The organism is Nocardiopsis ganjiahuensis DSM 45031 (genome assembly GCF_000341085.1).
In the GTDB taxonomy this organism is placed as follows: Bacteria; Actinomycetota; Actinomycetes; order Streptosporangiales; family Streptosporangiaceae; genus Nocardiopsis; species Nocardiopsis ganjiahuensis.
This window is the reverse complement of the sequence record NZ_ANBA01000006.1, coordinates 190,378-209,673: the sequence shown is the minus strand read 5'-3', so window position 1 is coordinate 209,673 and position 19,296 is coordinate 190,378. Positions and strand designations below refer to the sequence as shown.

Below are 19,296 nucleotides of genomic sequence, written 5' to 3'. Positions count from 1 at the left end.
CCGGGAGGAGTGAACGTGCACAGGCTTGGGCTGAGCACGCGGTTCGAGAGCCGCAGCGTCATCGTCGCGATCGAGGGAGAACTCGACATCGCGACCGCCGCCGACCTCCAGGAACACATCAAGACCGCGATCGACGACCACGGTCCGTGGCTGATCCTGGACCTGTCCGCTCTGGACTTCATGGACTCCAGCGGGCTGAACGTCATCATCAACGCCTATCGGAACGTCCGTGAGCTGGACGGTTCCCTGTCGTTGGCGGCACTCAACGAACGTGTCACCAAGGTCGTCCGCCTGGTCGGCCTGCACCGCCAGGTTCCGGTCCACCAGACCGTCGCCACCGCCGTCGCGGCGATGGAGGCCCTGGAGGCCAAGCGCCAGGCCGGCTGACCGCTCCGCGGACAGCCGGCGCCACACGCAGCAGCCACGACAGGTGTTCCCCTCCCGGGTCCGGTGAGCCCCTCCCGGGACCACGACAGCCGCAGACGCCACCGACCCCGTGCCCGGTCCGGGCACGCGCTCAGCCCTGCCCAAGGCAAAGGGAACGCAGCGTTCCCGGAACGCTGACGCCCGTCTCGCGTAGGGCGCGGACATGAACGGGCACACGGCACACCCCCGGACCGCTCGCCGACATCCCAGGGCCCTCTTCGGCCAGATGCAGATCCACGCGCAGAACCACCCGCGCGCCTACGCCGTCAGGGCCGTCCCCGTCGTCTTCCCGCCGGTCCTCCTCCCGCCACCGGTCTTCTGCGTGATCCTGCTCGACAACTGGTCGCAGACGGTGCCGATCCTCCTCGGGGCGGTTGTTCCCGTGGTGGTCCTCGGTGCCCTGATGGTCCTCTTCGTGCCGTGGCTCACGCGCCGGATGCCGGGCGCCTCGGAGCACAGGGCTTCAGGGGCGGCGCGCCTGAGGGGCGTACGGCCCCGGTGCCTCGTGCCGTGACCGGGGTCCCTGTTCCTTGTTCTCCAGCCGTCCGGCGCTCATCACCCCGACCAGCAGCAGGGCCACACCGGCGGCGACGAGGGCCCCGGACCCGATTCTGACCGCGTAGAGGACGGCCGGGTCGACGGGAAGGACACCGAAGGGTGCCATGGAGGGGTCGGGCATCAGGACGAACCGGGAGTAGATCTCCCAGCCGGTCAGTACCAGGCCCGCGAGGACCAGCAGGCCGCCGCCGACGGCTGCGGGGACCTTGCCGCTGGGGGCGCCGAAGGAGCGCAGGAGGGCGATGGCGCCGACCACCAGCGGCGGCAGGCAGCCGAGCAGGAGGCTGAGGATGAGGTCGATCATGTCCGCGTGTTCTCCGGGTCTCGTGCGGTCAGCGGGAGGAGGGGCCGTGCGGCGGCTGGGGGCCGGAACCGTGCGGCGGACGCGGTCCGGGCTGCTGGGGGTCGGAACCGTGCGGCGGACGCGGTCCGGGCTGCTGGGGCGGCCGCGGGGCCGCTCCGGGTGAGGGCAGGGGGCCCTGTTGCTGCGGCGGTCGGGGGCCCGGGTACTGCGGGCCACCCTGCCGCGGTCCCGGCCGCGGTGCCCCGTGGGGCCCCTGCTGCGCGTACGGGGCCTGGTGCCCGTGGGCCCGGTGTCCGTACGGTCCGTGAGGGCCGGACGGCACCGGCGGTCCCGGGGTGGCGCGTGGCGCTGACAGCCGTTTCGTCGCGGCCAGTGCCACGAGCAGCAGTCCCACCGCCCAGAGGAGGTCGTCGATCCGGTTGAGGACGTTCAGGACGATGAACGCGGTACGGCCGCCGTTGAGGCCGCTCACCGTCTCGTAGATCGGGGCGCTCGCCAGGGCCAGCGTCAGGGAGAGGACGGCGGCCGCCACCAGCAGGGCGCCACCGGAGCAGGTCAGCCCCCGCCTGCCCCGCGGCGCGGTGAAGCCGGTGAACAGCGCGGCCGCACCGGCGATCAGGAGCAGGACGGTGCCGATGAGAAGGATGGGATCCGGGGCCACGCGGGTTCCTTCCGGGTGGGGTGTGGGGCCGGGGCCGGTGGTGCCGGGTTCCCCGTGAGTGGGTAGACGCACGGTTCCGGCCGTCGGTTGCGGACGGCGTCGGGTCGAGTCTGCTGCAGGAGCGGGCCCCGCGCCAGACCGGCACCGTGGCCGCTCGGCATCGGCGGGCGGTGCCGCGGGGCAGTAGGCTCGGCGGGGAGTTCCGCCCGGGGACCGTTTCCTCTGGGCATTGCGCCCGGGGCGGCGAGGTGCGTAACATTCCATCGAATCGATTCGACAACGGACGGGGCGGTGCGGTGCGGATCTCCGATGTGGCCCGGCACGCGGGGGTGTCACCGAGCACGGTCTCCTATGTGCTCAGCGGGAAGCGGTCGATCTCCGAGTCCACCACCCGCCGGGTCCGGGAGAGTATCGAGGCCCTGGGCTACCAGCCCCACGCGGGGGCGCGCTCCCTGGCCAGCCGCCGCAGCAACGTCATCGCGCTGGTCGTCCCGTTGCGCGACGACGTCCACGTCCCCGTCGCCATGCGCTTCGCGGTCTCCGTCGTCACCGCCGCCCGTACCCACGACCACGACGTCCTCCTGCTCACCCAGGGGGAGGGGCCGGACGGCCTGCGCCGGGTCGCGGGCAGCGCCATGGTGGACGGCGTCATCGTCATGGACGTGGAGGCCGACGACGCGCGTGTGCCGGTCCTGCGCTCCCTCGACCTGCCCTCGGTGCTCATCGGGGTCCCCGAGGACACCGACGGCCTGACCTGTATAGACCTCGACTTCTCCGCCGCCGGTGCGCTCTGCGTGGACCACCTGGCGGACCGGGGCCACACCGACATCGCCTTCGTCGGCCAACCGCCGTCGGTCTACCAGCGGCGCACGGGATTCGCCGAGCGGACCCTCGCCGGGTTCGAGTCGGCCGCCGCCCGCCGGGGGGTCCGCGCCACCCAGCGCCCCTGTTCGCCCGAGACCGCCGCTGAGGTCGCGGGCGCCCTTCTGCGCGAGCGGCCCGGTCTGACCGGGCTCATCGTGCACAACGAACCCTCCGTGGCCCCGCTGCTGGAGGCCTTCTCCGAACACGGCCCCACCACCCCTGACCTGTCGACGGTCGTCATCGGACCCGCCCCCGCCGGTCTGCCCGAACTGACCTCCGTGGACCTGCCGGCCGAGGAGCTCGGCGGCCGCGCGGTCGGCCTGCTCATGGACAAGATCGACGGCCTCGGTAAACCGGGGACCACCCTGCTGGAGCCCGGACTCACCGACCGGGGCAGCACCGCGCGCCGGTCCTGAGAACCGGCGGCACGGCCCTTCCGGCCCACCCGCTTCCACCTCTGCCACCCACCCCCTCTCGAACCAGGTTCATCGTCGAAGCGCTTCGACACCCCTGCCACCCCCTACAGGAAGGACCCACGTGTTCAACGAGATCGAGGACGGCTTCGAGTGGCGCGGCAGCCACCAGGTCCTGCGCGCCCAGGCCTGGGGAACCGACGGCATCCGCGTCCGGGCCGCGCTGTCCACCCTCCGTGAGGACCTGCCCGGCGCGCTGGACCGACGGCCGCCGGGCCCGGCCCGGGTGAGCCTCGGTGACTCCGCGGTCCTGGTCAGCGGATCCCTGACCCTGGAGGTGAGCGCGGACGGCATGCTCCGGTTCACCCGCGACGGCGAGGAGCTGCTCGCCGAGGAGCGGGCCCACTTCTGGTGGCCCGGCCCCCGTGTCTACACCTCCACCGGCAACGGCTACTACCGGATCGAGCAGCGCTTCCGGGCCCACGAGGGCGAGCGGATCCACGGCCTCGGGCAGCACACCCACGGACTGTTCGACCAGAAGGGCGCGGTCATCGACCTCGTCCAGCGCAACGCCGAGGTCACCATCCCCTTCCTGGTCTCGTCGCGCGGCTACGGGATGCTCTGGAACAGCCCCGCCACCGGCAGGGTCGAACTGGCCGACAACGGGACCCGCTGGGTGAGCGACAGCGCCCGCCAGATCGACTACTGGGTCACCACGGGCGACGGCCCCGCCGACATCATGGCCCGCTACGCCGAGGCCACCGGCCACCCCCCGATGCTGCCCGAGTTCGCCTCCGGCTTCTGGCAGTCCAAGCTCCGCTACCGCACCCAGGACGAGCTCATGGCGGTGGCCCGCGAGTACCGGCGCCGCGGGCTTCCGCTGTCGGTGATCGTCAGCGACTTCTTCCACTGGACCCACCTGGGCGACTGGAAGTTCGACCCGCGGGAGTGGCCCGACCCCAAGGCCATGGTGGACGAACTCCGCGAGATGGGTGTGGAGCTGATGGTCTCCGTGTGGCCCTCGGTGAGCCCGCTGAGCGAGAACCACGCCGAGATGCTGGCCAGCGGCTACCTCGTGGCCACCGAACAGGGTCCCCCCGTGCACGCGGACTGGGCCGACAAGGGGGTGGAGGCCCACGTCCAGGTGGGCTTCTACGATCCCACCAACCCCGACGCCCGGGCGTACCTGTGGGAGCGGATCCGCCGCAACTACCACTCCCTGGGGATCCGGGTCTGGTGGCTCGACGCCTGCGAGCCCGAGCTGAAGCCCGGCCACCCGGAGAACCTGCGGTACCACGCCGGGCCCGGCACCGAGGTGGGCAACATCTACCCGCTCGAACACGCACGCGCCTTCCACGAGGGCATGCTCGCCGCGGGGGAGGAGCAGGTGATCAGCCTGTGCCGCTCGGCCTGGGCGGGCAGCCAGCGCCACGGCGCGGCCCTGTGGTCGGGCGACATCGCCCCCACCTTCGCCTCCCTGCGGACGCAGGTCCGCGCCGGACTGAACGTCGCGATGTCCGGGATCCCCTGGTGGACGACGGACATCGGCGGGTTCCACGGCGGTGACCAGGACTCGCCGGAGTACCGGGAGCTGATGGTCCGCTGGTTCCAGTACGGGGTCTTCTGCCCGCTGTTCCGTCTGCACGGGTACCGGGAACCGTTCTCGCACGACCTCTACCCGGAGATGTCCGGCGGACCCAACGAGGTGTGGTCCTACGGAGAGGAGGTCTACGAACTCGTGAGCGGGCTGCTGTTCCTGCGCGAGCGGCTCCGCCCCTACGTCATGGAGCAGATGCGCCTCGCGCACGAGAGAGGGCTGCCGCCGATGCGCCCGGTGTTCGTCGACTTCCCTGAGGACCCGAACGCCTGGCAGGAGGGCGACCAGTTCCTCTTCGGTCCGGACGTGCTGGTCGCCCCGGTGACCGAGTACGGGGCGCGGACCAGGGACGTCTACCTCCCGGAGGGCGCCTCCTGGACCGACCCGTGGACGGGGAACGTCCACCCGGGCGGCACGGTGGTCACGATCGCCGCGCCGCTGGACCGGGTCCCCGTACTCCTGCGGGAGGGGGCGGACCTCCCGATCACGGGCTGAGCCGGCCGTGCAGCACCGCGACCCCGCCTCCGGGTACGGTCAGCCCTTCGGCCGCCGTGTCCGTCAACAGGTCCACGGCGCCGGGGGCGAGCCCCAGCGAGGCGGGGGCGACCGGATACGGGGCACCGGTGTGGTTGAGCACGAAGATCCAGGTGAGGGCGCCGTCCTCGCGTCGTACGACCTCCACACCCGCCTCCGGGGCGGAGGGGGTGGCGGGGCCGGCGCGGAGGTCGGCGGCGGTGGCCCGCGCTCCGAGCCCGGCCAACAGGGCGCCCAGGGCGGCGTCGTCCAACCGCGCGGACAGGTACCAGGCGGTCCCCGAACCCCTGCGGTTCCGGGTCAGCACGGGCTGCCCCGCCAGGTCCCCCGACCGGTGGACGGCCACCGGCTCGGCCCCGGTCAGGCGGACCGCCTCGGTCCAGCCGCGGACCGTGCCGAGGTCGGTGTCGGACAGTTCGGTGTCCGGGGCGGGGCGCAGTTCCTCCACCCGGACACCGAGCAGGTCGCGCAGCGCGCCCGGGTGGCCCCCGGTCCGTACGGTGCCGTGGGGGTCGGCGATCCCGCTCAGGGGGGTGGCCACGAGGGTCCCGCCCCGCTCCACGTAGTCCGCCAGGTGCGCGGCGGCGGTGTCGGACACCAGGTAGAGCGAGGGGACGACCAGCAGCGGTACCGGGGGCAGGGGCCGGTCGGGGCGTACGAAGTCGACCGTGCGGCCCGACCGCCACAGGACGCGGTGGACCTGCCGTACGGCGCCCAGGTAGTCGAGGTCCGCGTCGGGCAGGGAGGCCGCGCCCATCGCCCACCAGGACTCCGGGTCCCAGGTGACGGCGGCGTCGACCGGGACACGGGCGTCGGCGGCCCCCGCGACCCTGGGCAGGAGGGCACCGAGCTCGCACACCTCGCGGAAGATCCGGGAGTCGGGGCCGGCGTGCGGCACCATCCCCGAGTACCACTGCTCGGCACCGCCCCGGGAGGCGCGCCACTGGAAGAACATGGCGCCCCGGGACCCCCGCGCCACGTGGGACAGGCTGTGCCGGACCAGCTCCCCGGGGGCCTTGGAGACGGTCCGCCCGGGTGTGTACAGGACCCCGGCGGCCTGCTCCGTCAGCAGCCACGGGCGGCCCTTCGCGGGCACGCGCGCGGCGTAGGAACGGGCCAGGTCGGCGGCGAAGGCGGTCTGGGCGGCGGCCTCGGCGCCGGGCGCGGACGGGTAGTCGTCCACCGCCACCAGGTCCATGTGCTCGGCCCACTTCCAGGCGTCGACCGGGACCCAGTCGCCGAAGGCCAGGTTGGTGGTGACCGGCACGGCCGGGTCCGCGGACTTGAGGATCGTGCGCTGGGCCAGGTAGTGGTCGAGCATCGCGTCGGACAGGAAGCGCCGGAAGTCCAGGACGTGCGCCGGGTTGGCCAGGTACTGGGTGGCGCGCGGGGTCCGGACGTGCTCCCAGTCGGAGTAGTGCTGTCCCCAGAAGGCCGTGGTCCAGGCCTCGTTCAGCGCTTCCAGGTCCCCGTGCCGCTTCCGGAGCCATCCGCGGAAAGCCCGGTCCGCGTGGGCGGAGTGGGACCAGGTGCCGTACTCGTTGTGCACGTGCCACAGGCGCAGGGCCGGGTGCGCGGAGTAGCGCTCGGCGAGCGCCCGGACGATCCGCTCGCAGGCCGCCTGGTAGGCGGGGGCGGTCACGTCGTAGGTGTCCCGGCTTCCGTGGGTGAGGCGTACGCCTTCGGCGGTCACCGGCATGGCGTCGGGGTGGGCCGCCCCGAACCAGGGCGGCGGCGAGGCCGTGGGCGTGGCCAGGGCGACCCCCACCCCGGCGTCCGCGAGCCGGTCCAGTTCGCGGTCCAGCCAGCCGAAGTCGAACTCCCCCTCCCGGGGCTCCAGCAGCGACCACGAGAAGACCCCGACCGTCACCAGGTTCACCCCGGCCCGGCGCATGAGTCCGGTGTCCTCGGCGCGTACCTCCTCGGGCCACTGCTCCGGGTTGTGATCGCCGCCGAACCACAGGACGGACATGGCACACGCTCCCTCGAACCCGCTGACACGACCAGGTAAGGATGCCCCCATGACCCACTCCTGCGACAGACCCCCCGGCCGGACGGTGCGCACCCGTTCGCCCGTCCGGGACTGGGAGGACGCGTTGATCAGCGGGAACGGGCGCCAGGGCGCGCTCGTGCATTCCGGGCCGGACCGGACCCGGATCACCCTGAGCCACGAACGCCTCTTCCTCCCGGTCCGGGAGCCGTTGCCCGCGCCGCACACCGCACCGGTCCTGCCCGAGCTCCGCGCGCTCCTGGGCGAGGGGCGTTCCCGGTCGGCCGCGGAACTGATCACGGAGGTGGCGGCGGGGGAGGGGTACGAGGGCACGCACTGGATCGACCCGCTGGTCGGTGCCGCGGTGCTCTCCTTCGCCCCGGAGCGCCCGGGGTCCGGAGCGGTCACCCGGACCTGTGACCTGGACACGGGGGAGGTCACCGAGGAGCTGCCGGACGGGACCGTCCACCGGGTCTTCGCCTCGCGCGCCGACGACGTGGTGGTCTGCGACCTCCACCGGCCGCACGGACTGGACGGGAGGCTGACCCTGGGGGTGCTGGCGGAGGAGCCGCCGGTGGCCCTGCGGGTCCGTCCGGGGGCCGGCGCCGGCCGGCTCTCACTCACCGTGTCCTTCCCCGACCGGCCGGAGGGCGGCCTCGCCGGGTACACGGTGACCTGCTCGGTCACCGCGGAGGGCGGCACGGCGGAGCCCGACGGGGAAGGGCTCCGCGTACGGGGCGTCCGGCGGCTCGTGCTCCTGCTCCGGACCGAGACGGCCGCTCCGGGCGCCGAACGGGCGCCCGCGACCGCCGAGCTTCCCGCGGGCCCGCCGGCCCTCCTGCTGGAGCGGCACCGCCGGCTGCACGGGGAGCTGATGGGCCGGTTCCGGCTGCGGTTGGCCGGGGCCGCCCCGGACGGAGGCCGCGGGCTCCGGCCGGAGCCCGGTCACGGGGCCGCGCCGGAGCTGGTCACCCGTCTGGTGGACGCGGGACGGTACGCCGTCGTCTCCAGCTGCGGAGACCTCCCGCCCACCCTCCAGGGGGTGTGGAGCGGTACCCACGATCCGCCCTGGCGCTCCGGGTACACCTTCGACGGCAACCTGCCCTCCGCCCTGGCGGGACTGCACCCCACCGGGACCCCCGAGCTGATGACGCCGCTGTTCGACCTCCTGGACGGGTTCGCCGAGGACCTCCGGGAGAACGCGCGGCGTCTGTACGGGTGCCGGGGGATCCTCGTGCCCGCGCACGCCTCCACCAGCGGCCGCCACAACCACTTCGGCCCCGAGTGGTGCCTGACCTGCTGGACCGCGGGAGGGGCGTGGCTCGCACGGCTGTACTGGGACCACTACTCGTACACCCGGGACCGGGGCTTCCTGCTCCGCAGGGCCCTGCCGTTCCTGACCGAGGCGGCCGAGTTCCACGAGGACTTCCTCTGCGAGGGCGGCTTCTCGCCCTCCTACTCGCCGGAGAACACCCCGGCCGACGGGGACGGTCAGGCCTGTGTCAACGCGACCATGGACGTCGCCGCCGTCCGCGACCTGACGCGCAACCTGGTGCGGGCGCACCGGGCTCTGGGGATACCCGGGGCCCGCAGGTGGGTCCGGCTGGCCGCCCGGCTCCCCGGCTACCGGATCGGCCCCGACGGCTGCCTGGCCGAGTGGGCCGGACCGGCCGGGCCGGTGGCGCAGACCGACCGGCACGCGCACCGGCACGCCTCCCACCTGTACCCGCTCTGGTACGAGCGGGATCCGGCCTTCGCGGACCCCGTCCTGGCCGGGGCGGCGGCCCGCGCGGTGCGCGCCAGGCTCGCCTGGTGGCGGGGGCAGGAGGCGGACGAGATGGCCTTCGGCCTGGTGCAGCTGGGTCTGGCCGCGGCCGGGCTGGGGATGGCCGAGGAGGCCCACGAGGCGCTGTCCCTGCTGGCCGGACGGTACTGGCGGCCGACGATGGTGCCCACGCACAACCGGGGGCGGATCCTCAACGTGGACATCGGCGGGGGGTTCCCGGCTCTGGTGGCGGCGATGCTGGTGGGTTCGGCCGAGGGTCGGATCGAGGTGCTGCCCGCGCTGCCCCGGGAGTGGTCCTCGGGGTGCGTGGAAGGGCTGCGGGCCCGCGGGGGCGTGGTGGTGGACCGGTTGGAGTGGGACGCGGGCGGGGTGTCGGTGGAGCTGCGGTCCCTGGAGGGCGGACCGCTCCTCGTCCGAATGCCGGACGGGGACCGGAGGATCCGATTGTCGGACGGATCGCCGGTGCGGATCATCGGGAAATTGCCGACGAACTGGAAACACTCTTGAGCTCAGGCCAGGTTTCGAAGCGATTCGAAATAATCACCGGAACCCCCGTTGACGTTCTGTCACCGCGAATACACACTGGCAGGGAAATTCCCGCCGGGGGACAGTTCCTCGCACGGACCGGCGGGATGGACCCCCCACCGAGGAGCCCCGCTCATGCCCGGATCCAGGACACCTCTCAACCGAAGATGGAAGCGCTCCCATGAGGGAGGGGACCGCAGAACGAGGACGGTGACGGCCACCGCGACCGCCCTCGCCGCCGCGGCCGCCGTCACCGTCTCCCTCACCGGGGCCGGAGCGGCACCCTCCGCGCACGTCGCCTCCGCCGAAGCGGCCGAAACCCCCTACACCTGGGACAACGCCCAGATCGCCGGCGGCGGCTTCGTCCCCGGGATCGTCTTCAACGAGACCGAGCCCGACCTCGTCTACGCCCGCACGGACATCGGCGGTGCCTACCGTTGGGATCCGGCCACCGAGCGCTGGGAGTCCATGCTCGACTGGATCGGCTGGGACGACTGGGGGTGGACCGGCATCGTCAGCCTGGCCACCGACCCGGTCGACCCGGACCGCGTCTACGTCGCGGCGGGGACCTACACCAACGACTGGGACCCCAACAACGGGGCGATCCTGAGGTCCGAGGACCGGGGCCTGACCTGGGAGGCGACCGAGCTGCCCTTCAAGCTCGGCGGCAACATGCCCGGTCGGGGCATGGGCGAGCGCCTCATGGTCGACCCCAACGACAACAGCGTCGTGTACTTCGGCGCGCGCGGCGGCCACGGCCTGTGGCGCAGCACCGACCACGGCGAGACCTGGGCCGAGGTCGAGGAGTTCCCCAACCCCGGCGACTACGTCGAGAACCCCGACGACGAGTGGGGCGTGCACGACGACATCACCGGGGTGACCTGGGTGGAGTTCGACCCGCGCACCGGCTCCGAGGGCTCGGTCACGCAGGACGTCTACGTGGGTGTCGCCGACCTCGAGAACACCGTCTACCGGAGCCGCGACGGCGGTCAGAGCTGGGAACCGCTGCCCGGAGCCCCCACGGGACACCTGCCCGCGCACGGCGTGCTCGACCACGAGGGCGGGCAGCTCTACGTGGCCACCACGTCCACCCCCGGTCCCTACGACGGGGACTCCGGCGACGTGTGGCGCTACGACACCGAGGAGGAGGCGTGGACGCGCGTCAGCCCGGTCCCCTCCGACTCCGAGGACAACTACTTCGGCTACGGCGGCCTCACCGTCGACCGGCAGAACCCGGACACGCTCATGGTCGCCACCCAGATCTCCTGGTGGCCGGACATCCAGATCTTCCGCAGCACCGACCGCGGCGAGACCTGGACCCAGGCCTGGGACTACGGCGCCTACCCCGAGCGGGAGAACCGCTACGAGATGGACGTCTCCACCGCTCCGTGGCTGGACTTCGGCGGCGGCGCCGAACCGCCCGAGACCCAGCCCAAACTGGGCTGGATGACCCAGGCCATGGCGATCGACCCGTTCGACTCCGACCGGTTCATGTACGGCACCGGGGCCACCGTCTACGGCAGCGACAACCTCACCGAGTGGGACGCCGACGCCACCTTCGACATCGAGGTGAAGGTCCACGGTCTGGAGGAGACCGCCATCCACGACCTGGCGAGCCTGCCCGGCGGCCCGCTGGTGTCGGTGATGGCCGACATCGGCGGCTTCGCCCACCACGACCTCGACGAGGTCCCCGAGCAGATGCACCAGCAGCCCTACTGGGGCAACGGGACCAGCGTGGACTTCGCCGAGCTCGACCCCTCCCTGGTGGTCCGCACCGGTGACGCCGAGGACGAGACCACCTCCCACATCGGGGTCTCCGACGACGGCGGCGACAGCTGGTGGCAGGGACAGGAGCCCGGCGGGGTGACCGGCGGCGGGACCGTGGCCGTCTCCGCGGACGGCTCGGCCGTGCTCTGGAGCCCCGAGGGCACGGGGGTCCACGTCTCCACGACCCGGGGATCGTCCTGGACCGCCTCGACCGGTGTTCCCGAAGGCGCGCGGGTGGAGGCCGACCGGGTCGACCCGGACGTGTTCTACGCCGTCGCCGACGGGGTCTTCCACACCAGCACCGACGGCGGGGCCACGTTCACCGCGTCCGGCTTCGACGGCCTGCCCGCGGAGGGGAACGTCCGCTTCGGCGCGGTTCCGGGCCACACCGGCGACGTGTGGGCCGCGGGCGGGGCCGAGGACGGCACCTACGGTATGTGGCGCACCACGGACGCCGGCGCCACCTTCGAACGGATCGGGGCCGTGGACGAGGGCGACGCCGTCGGCTTCGGCGCCCCGCCGCCCGGGGAGGGCTACCCGGCCGTCTACACCAGCTCCCGGATCGACGGCGTACGCGGGATCTTCCGCTCCGACGACGCGGGGCGGACCTGGGTGAGGATCAACGACGACCTCAACCAGTGGGGCTGGACCGGCTCCGTCGTGACCGGCGACCCGGACGTCTACGGGCGGGTCTACGTCGGTACCAACGGGCGCGGGATCGTCTACGGCGACCCGGCGGAGGGGGACGGCGGGCCCGGTCCCGACCCGACCCCGTCGCCTTCGCCCACCGCGGACCCGGACCCCTCGCCTTCGCCCACCGCGGGTCCGGGCGCGTGCGAGGTCGATTACGACGTCAGCGCCACCTGGACCGGCGGTTTCCGGGCGGACGCGGCGGTGACCAACACCGGTTCGGAGACCGTCGAGGGCTGGGAGCTGGCCTGGGACTTCACCGCGGATGAGCAGGTGACGAGCCTGTGGAACGGTTCCCACACCCAGACGGGATCCACCGTCGTGGTGACCGGCTCCTCCTGGAACGGCCGGATCGAACCGGGCGGGACGGTGTCGGTGGGCTTCAACGGGTCCGCGGACGGTGAGCCCGCCGTGCCCGAAGGGTTCACGCTGAACGGCCGGGCGTGCGACTGACCCGCTGAACCGGAGCGTCCGACACAGGGGGCCGGGAACCGAATGCACGGTTCCCGGCCCCACAACGGTCTCGCTCCGGTCCCTCAGCCCTTCACAGCGCCGATGATGACGCCCTTGGTGAAGTGCTTCTGGACCAGCGGGTAGATGAACGTGACCGGGACCAGGGCCACCACCACGATCGCCATCTGGATGGCCAGGTTCGGCGCCGACGCGGTGCCCTGGACCGCGTCGCCCACCACCGAGTTGGAGCTGAGCTGCTGCCCCTGCTGGACGTACTGGCGGAGCACCAGCTGCAGGGGCCACTTGGCGTTGTCGTTGATGTACAGGATGGCGTTGAAGAAGGCGTTCCAGTAGCCGACCGCGTAGAACAGGCCGATCACCGCGGTCACACCCTTGGACATGGGCAGGACCAGCCGGGTCAGGATCGTCCACTCGTTGGCCCCGTCCACGCGCGCGCTGTCGGAGATCTCCCCCGGCAGGTTCATGAAGAACGCCCGCATCACCACCAGGTTGAACGCGTTCACCGCCGTCGGCAGGATCAGCGACCAGTAGCTGTCGATCAGGCCCAGGTCGCTGACCAGCAGGTACAGCGGAATCATGCCGGGGGCGAACAGGAAGGTCAGCAGGAAGGCGAACAGGATCGGGCGGTGCCACAGCGAACCCGGCTGGGAGAGCCCGTAGGCGGCCAGAATGGTCGCGCCCAGGCTCACCAGGGTCCCGACCAGGGTCACCCCCAGGCTCACCAGCACGGCCCGGCTGACCACGCCGCCGCCGAAGAGGTCGGCGTAGGCCTGGAACGAGAGCCCGTCCGGGACCAGGACCAGGCCGCCCGCCGCGTTGACCGCCGACGCGGGCGACAGGCTGGTCAGGACCACCACGTAGAGGGGGAAGACCACGACCACCGCGATGCCCGCCAGGACGGTGTTCTTCGCGAGGCGTGAGGGGAGGCTGGGGCGTTCCGCCCACACGGGGCGGTCCTTGAAGAGTGTGCTCATGCTCGCCTGTAGATTCCGTTCTCACCCATCCGGTGGGCCATCTTGTTGGCGACCAGGATGAGTACGAGGCCGACCACGCCCTTGACCAGGCCGGCGACCGCCCCCGCGCTGAAGTTCCCGGTGACCAGGGTCTGGTGGTAGATGTAGGTGTCGAGCACCTCGGACACGCCGGAGCCGAAGGCGTCCCGCTGCAGGAAGAACTGCTCGAAGCCGACGTTGAGGATGTCGCCGAGCTTGAGGATGAGCAGCAGGATGATCACCGGGCGCAGGCCGGGCAGGGTGATGTGCCACATGCGCCGCCAGCGCCCCGCGCCGTCCACGGCGGCCGACTCGTAGAGGTTCGGGTTGATCGCGGCCAGCGCGGCCAGGAAGATGATCGTCCCCCAGCCCGCGTCCTTCCAGATCATCTGGGAGGTGACCACGAACAGGAACGCGTCCGGGTCGGACATGATCTCCAGCGGCGCGTACCCGTTCTGCCGCAGCATCTGCGAGAACAGCCCCGCCCCGCCCAGGATCTGCTGGAACAGTGTCACCACCAGCACCCAGGAGAAGAAGTGCGGCATGTACACGACGCTCTGCAGCAGCAGCCGCAGCCGGGGGCTGAGCACGCTGTCGAGCAGGATCGCCAGCGCGATCGGGATGGGGAAGAAGAACACCAGCTGGACGGCGGCGATGGTCAGGGTGTTGCCCGCCGCGCTCCAGAACCGGGGGTCGCTGAAGAGCCGTTCGAACTGGGCGAACCCCACCCACGGGCTGCCGGCCACGCCGTCCCAGGGGTTGTAGTTCTGGAAGGCGATGACGTTGCCCAGGGTCGGCGCGTAGTGGAAGACCGCCAGCAGGACGAGGGCCGGGAGCGCCATCAGCAGCAGCTGCCAGTCACGGCGCAGCCTGGCCCCGAAGGAAGGGCCGCGCCCGGTACCCCGTCCGCGCCCGCTCCCGCGCCGGGGCCCGCGTGCGGTCCGGCCGCCGTCCCCGCCGTCCCCGGGGGACGGGGCGACGGCGGTCGCCGCCCCGCCGGTGCGGTCAGTCACGGCCGTGTTCCTGGAGGACCTCCAGGTAGAACTCCCGGCCCTCCTCACCACCGTCGCGACGCCAGTCGTCGATCACGGTGTCCAGCTCGGACAGGTCCTCGCGGCCCCGGATGATGTTCTCCACCTGGTCGGTCAGCGGCAGCTCAGCGGCGGAGAAGCGCTCGGGCCGCTGGATGCGGATCCCCGCGAAGGGGTCGTCCTCGGCGTAGGCGATCGCGTCGTTGTACCAGGCGGTCTTCCAGTCCACGAAGTCCGGGTACTGGCTCTCGGTGATCGCCGAGGGCCTGCCGCTGATGAAGTAGTAGCCGTCGTTGACCTCCGAGTTGCCGAGGTCGGTGAGCTCGGGGGCGCCGTGCTCGTTGCGTTCGTGGTGGACCCCCTCCTCCCCGTACCGGTAGTCCATGTACTCCTGGGTGCCGAAGGGCGCCGCGCAGAAGTTCACGACGGCGAGAATCTCCTCGATCTGCTCCGGTTCCATGTCCTTGCGGATGAACACGGACTGCGTGGAGGGGTCGTTGCGGTGCAGGACCGGGTCGTTGCCGCCCTGGCCGAAGGCGGGCATCAGGTCCAGGCGGAAGTCGGGGTTGTCACCGAGGACCTGCGAGTAGGCCTCGTGCCATCCGCCCAGGCCGTCCTGGGCGAAGAGGATCTGCCCGGAGTTGAGGAGCTCCTTGGAGTTGTCACCCTGGGACACCATGTCGGGGTGGATGAGCCCGGCGTCGAAGACGCGCCGCATGTACTCCACGCTGGCGCGCCACTCCTCGGTCTCGAACATGTGGGTGAGCTCGCCGTTCTCGTACCGCCACTGCCGGGGGGCACCGAAGATCTGCCGGGCGCTCAGGGTGATGTCGCCGAAGGCCCAGCGGTTGTTGTCGGGGTCGTTGAGCTCCTCCCCGAGCTCGAAGAGCTCATCGGCGCTGGTCGGGGCCGCCAGACCGAGCTCCTCCAGGATGTCGCGCCGGTACAGGACCCAGTTGCTGAAGGGCTCGGAGGGCCAGGGGATGCCCTGGAGGCGCTCGTTGAAGACGTTCGCGCGCCAGGCGTCGCTGTCCAGGTTGGCCAGCAGGGGGTAGGCCAGGGCCGCGTCCCCGGCCAGGTAGGGGGTCAGGTCCTCGAAGAGCTCCCCGACCGCCCGGTTGAACTGGGGGATCAGGTTGATCACCCAGTCCGGGAACATCGTGATGTCGGAGACGTCCCGGCCGGCGACGACGGCGTTCATCTTGTCGATGATCGTGTTGCCGTCCTGGAAGTTGAACTCGACCGTGGTGCCGATCCGTTCGTTGACGTAGTCGTAGAAGGAGTTGTTGCCGAGGCCGGGCGGCAGCGGCCCCCACATGGGTGTCATCGCCGTGTAGTGGCCTCCCGCGCCCCGGACCTCCCCGGCTGCCCGGACGAAGGCGTCGGGGTAGGCGGTGAAGCCGTCGGGTGCGCCGCCGACCCCCGGGATGTCGGGAACGACCGCCTCGAAGGCACGGAAGGTGGGGATCAGGTCGTCCAGGTCAGTGGCTGACGACGCCGAGCCTCCGCCGCCCGTGCCGGCGTCGCCGGAACAACCGGAGAGCAGGCCGGCGGAGAGCGCGGTGGCGCCGGTGGCGCCCATCAGACCGAGGAAGCGACGGCGGCTGTGTGCCGGAGTCGGGGGGAGTGACATCACGGTCGTTCCTTTGGTTGGCCAGGGCGATAATGCCCGGGGGTAGGAAACGCTTGGCCATTTTGCTATGAATTGTGTTGACTGATTTGAGAGTCAAATTACTGCACCGTGATCTAGCACACAAGGCCTCTGTGGCTCGGAGTCGAAGCGGTTCGATTTTGGCTGCGCCCGGCCCGGTCCGAACTGGGAGACACCACCCTGATGAGCACCCCCCACCACCGCCGGCAGACCACCGAGGAGCGGGTCGAGGACCTGCTGCGGAGCCTGACCCCCGAGGAACGCCTGGGGTTGCTCCACCAGCACCAGGCCCCGATCGAGCGTCTGGGGATCCCCGCGTTCCGTACCGGCACGGAGGCGCTCCACGGGCTGGCCTGGCTGGGTGAGGCCACGGTCTTCCCCCAGGCCGTCGGTCTGGCCGCCGCCTGGGACCCGGACCTGCTCCGCCGGGTAGGCGAGGCCACCGCGACCGAGCTCCTCGCCGTCCGCCGCCGCGATCCCGGGGCCGGGCCCAACGTGTGGGCCCCCGTGGTCAATCCGCTGCGGGACCCCCGGTGGGGGCGCAACGAGGAGGGCTACTCGGAGGACCCCTGGCTCACCGGGCTGCTCGCCACCGCCTACGCCCGCGGCCTGGCCGGGGACGGACCCCGTCCGCGTACGGCGCCCACCGTCAAGCACTTCCTCGGCTACAACAACGAGACCGACCGCTGCACCACCTCCAGCGACCTGCCGCCCCGGGTGCTGCGCGAGTACGAGCTCCCCGCCCACCTGCCCGCCCTCCGGGAGGGCGCGGCCGTCGCGGTCATGCCCTCCTACAACCTGGTCAACGGCAGGCCGGCCCACCTGAGCCCGCTCATCAACAGGGTGCTGCGCCGGGCCGCCCCCGACCGGATCCTCGTGGTCAGCGACGCCCACGCGCCCGCCAACCTCTTCGGCCTCCAGGGCTTCCACCCGGACGCGCCCACCGCCTACGCGCACGCCCTGCGCGCCGGGCTGGACAGCTTCACCCAGGACGACGACCGCCCCGAAGCCACCCTCGCCCACCTGAGGGCGGCCCTCGACCGCGGGCTGATCGGCCAGGAGGACGTCGACGAGGCGGTCCGCAACGTGCTCTCCGTCCGGATCCGGCTGGGCGAGTTCGACCCCGAACCCCCGGCCGAGGAGGTGCCCGAAGCGGCGGTGAACAGCCCGGAGCACCGGGCCCTGGCCAGGGAGGCCGCCACCCGTTCCCTCACCCTGCTGCGCAACGACGGCCTCCTGCCGCTGCGGGCTCCGCTGCGGATCGCCGTGGTCGGCCAGCTCGGCGACACCGTGCTGGAGGACTGGTACAGCGGGACCCTGCCCTACGCCGTCACCGCGCGGCAGGGCCTGGCCGAGCACTGCGAGGTGGAGTTCGTCGAGGGGACCGACCGGATCACCCTGGAGACCGCCGCCGGACCGGTGGTCCTCGACGCCGAGGGCCGGCTCCGTGTGCCCGGCGGCCCCGAACGGTCCGGGGAACCCGCCGGGTTCGACCTCTTCGACTGGGGCGGCGGCGCGCACGCCCTGCGTTCGGCCGACACCGGGCGCTACGTGGACGAGGGGACGGGGGGCGCCCTGGCCTGTACCGCCCCCGGACCGGGTACCTGGGAGGTCCGGCAGACCTTCCGGCTCGCCGAACTGCCGGACGGCCGGTTCCGACTCGTGCAGGTGCACACCGGGCGCGCCGTCACCGTCGCCGACGACGGCGGTCTCCGTGTGACTGACGGCGACGCTCCGGAGGAGGAACGGGAGGGGACGGCCTTCCGGATCCACGGCTTCGGAAGCGGGGCCCGGGCGGCGGCCGAGGCCGCGAGCCGTGCCGACGCCGCCGTCGTCGTGGCGGGCGACCACCCCATGGTCAACGGCCGGGAGACGGAGGACCGCGCCGACCTGGACCTGCCCGCCGCGCAGGAACGGGTGCTGAAGGCGGTGCACGGGGCCAACCCGGCCACCGTCCTGGTGCTGAGCAGCGGGTACCCGTACGCCGTGACCTGGGCGGACGAGCACGTCCCGGCGATCGTGTGGTCCGCCCACGGCGGTCAGGAGTACGGAAACGCGCTGGCCGACGTCCTGCTCGGCCGCGCGGAGCCCGCGGGGCGCCTCACCCAGACCTGGTACCGGGACACGGACGGACTCCCCGACCTCCTGGACTACGACATCATCACCTCGGGCGGGACCTACCTGTACTTCGACGGGACGCCGCTGTACCCCTTCGGGCACGGTCTCGGGTACGCGTCGGTCGAGTACGGCCGGGCCGAGGTGACGGTCTCCGGCGGCCGGGTGACCGTCGAGGTGCCCGTCACCAACACCGGGGACCGCACCGCCGAGGAGGTCGTGCAGGTCTACACCCGGCAGCTGGCCTCCCGGGTACGGCAGCCCGCCCGGTCCCTGCGGGGGTTCGCGCGGCTGCGGATCGAACCGGGGGCGGTCGGCGTCGCCTCGGTCTCCTTCGCTGTCGACCGCCTGGCGGTCTGGGACACCATCGGGGACCGCTTCGTGGTGGAGGAGGCGCCGAGGGAGGTGCTGGTGGGGAGGTCCGCGCTGGACATCGCCGCCACCGCCCCCCTGCGGGTTCCGGGGGAGCGGATCCCGCCCCGCGACGCCTCCACCGCGTGGTCGGCGGACCGCTACGACGACGCCTCCGGGATCCGGCTGTGCCCGGTCACACCGGAACCCGAGCCCCCGGCCCCGGACGCCCCCGACTCCGCGGTTCCGGGGGACGCGGTGCGCTCACGGTCCGCCGGGGCGTGGGCGGCCTACCGGGACGTGGACCTCGGCGACGGTGCGACCGAGTGCCGTGTGGCGGTCAACGCCCCCCGGGCCGCCACCGTCCGGTTGCGCCTGGACGCCCCGGACACGGGCCCGGTCATCGGCGAGGTCGCGGTCCCTGAAAGCAAGGGAGCCCACGACTTCACCGAGGTCCGTTCACCGCTCAGCGGCGCCTCCGGTGTGCGGGATCTGTACGTGGTCCTGGAGGACGCGGACACCGCTGTCGCCGAACTGGCCCTGGGAGCTCCCTGAATCGCAGAAGGC

The 19,296-nt window shown here is 72.3% G+C and carries 13 protein-coding genes; 7 read left to right on the top strand and 6 right to left on the bottom strand.

From position 1 onward, the window contains the following. The first annotated feature begins 15 nt into the window (after nt 1-15). On the top strand, nt 16-387 hold the full coding sequence (locus D458_RS0106260) for an STAS domain-containing protein (protein WP_017585865.1): 372 nt from the start codon (nt 16-18) through the stop codon (nt 385-387). A 202-nt stretch (nt 388-589) separates the two neighbouring features. Continuing rightward, nucleotides 590-940 (top strand): hypothetical protein, encoded by a 351-nt coding sequence (locus tag D458_RS33050; protein ID WP_017585864.1) that lies wholly within the window; start codon nt 590-592, stop codon nt 938-940. Here D458_RS33050 and D458_RS0106250 read toward each other — a convergent pair. Beyond that, entirely contained in the window at nt 890-1,288 is a 399-nt protein-coding gene (locus D458_RS0106250) for a hypothetical protein (protein ID WP_017585863.1), read from the bottom strand. The genes D458_RS33050 and D458_RS0106250 overlap by 51 nt on opposite strands. Nucleotides 1,289-1,316: 28 nt before the next feature. Beyond that, nucleotides 1,317-1,949 carry a hypothetical protein gene (locus D458_RS34765; protein WP_051049606.1) on the bottom strand — a complete coding sequence of 211 codons (633 nt, stop codon included), beginning with the start codon at nt 1,947-1,949 and terminating at the stop codon, nt 1,317-1,319. 296 nt (nt 1,950-2,245) lie between these two features. Between D458_RS34765 and D458_RS0106240 the strand changes: the two genes are divergently transcribed. Continuing rightward, entirely contained in the window at nt 2,246-3,229 is a 984-nt protein-coding gene (locus D458_RS0106240) for a LacI family DNA-binding transcriptional regulator (protein WP_017585862.1), read from the top strand. Nucleotides 3,230-3,350: 121 nt separating this feature from the next. Continuing rightward, nucleotides 3,351-5,318, top strand: coding sequence for a glycoside hydrolase family 31 protein (locus tag D458_RS0106235; protein WP_017585861.1), 1,968 nt, complete (start codon nt 3,351-3,353; stop codon nt 5,316-5,318). On the opposite strand, the gene D458_RS0106230 is transcribed toward D458_RS0106235, so the two are convergent. Continuing rightward, the gene (locus D458_RS0106230) at nt 5,308-7,329 is read right to left on the bottom strand and encodes a beta-galactosidase (RefSeq protein ID WP_017585860.1); all 2,022 of its coding nucleotides are present in this window, start codon (nt 7,327-7,329) and stop codon (nt 5,308-5,310) included. The two genes, D458_RS0106235 and D458_RS0106230, sit on opposite strands and share 11 nt — an antisense overlap. Before the next feature lie 49 nt (nt 7,330-7,378). Between D458_RS0106230 and D458_RS0106225 the strand changes: the two genes are divergently transcribed. After that, entirely contained in the window at nt 7,379-9,640 is a 2,262-nt protein-coding gene (locus D458_RS0106225; protein WP_017585859.1) for a glycosyl hydrolase family 95 catalytic domain-containing protein, read from the top strand. 228 nt (nt 9,641-9,868) lie between these two features. Continuing rightward, nucleotides 9,869-12,568 (top strand): cellulose-binding domain-containing protein, encoded by a 2,700-nt coding sequence (locus D458_RS0106220; RefSeq protein WP_017585858.1) that lies wholly within the window; start codon nt 9,869-9,871, stop codon nt 12,566-12,568. 83 nt (nt 12,569-12,651) lie between these two features. On the opposite strand, the gene D458_RS0106215 is transcribed toward D458_RS0106220, so the two are convergent. The 3 genes from D458_RS0106215 to D458_RS0106205 are packed head-to-tail and all read right to left on the bottom strand — an operon-like array spanning nt 12,652 to nt 16,245. Next, entirely contained in the window at nt 12,652-13,563 is a 912-nt protein-coding gene (locus tag D458_RS0106215) for a carbohydrate ABC transporter permease (RefSeq protein WP_017585857.1), read from the bottom strand. Continuing rightward, on the bottom strand, nt 13,560-14,594 hold the full coding sequence (locus D458_RS0106210; RefSeq protein WP_017585856.1) for an ABC transporter permease: 1,035 nt from the start codon (nt 14,592-14,594) through the stop codon (nt 13,560-13,562). Before D458_RS0106210 ends, D458_RS0106215 begins: the two co-directional genes overlap by 4 nt. Further along, entirely contained in the window at nt 14,587-16,245 is a 1,659-nt protein-coding gene (locus tag D458_RS0106205; protein ID WP_017585855.1) for an extracellular solute-binding protein, read from the bottom strand. The genes D458_RS0106210 and D458_RS0106205 overlap by 8 nt, the downstream gene beginning before the upstream one ends. A 201-nt stretch (nt 16,246-16,446) precedes the next feature. On the opposite strand from D458_RS0106205, the gene D458_RS0106200 reads away from it, so the two are divergent. Continuing rightward, entirely contained in the window at nt 16,447-19,284 is a 2,838-nt protein-coding gene (locus D458_RS0106200; RefSeq protein WP_017585854.1) for a glycoside hydrolase family 3 protein, read from the top strand. Nucleotides 19,285-19,296 lie beyond the last annotated feature (12 nt).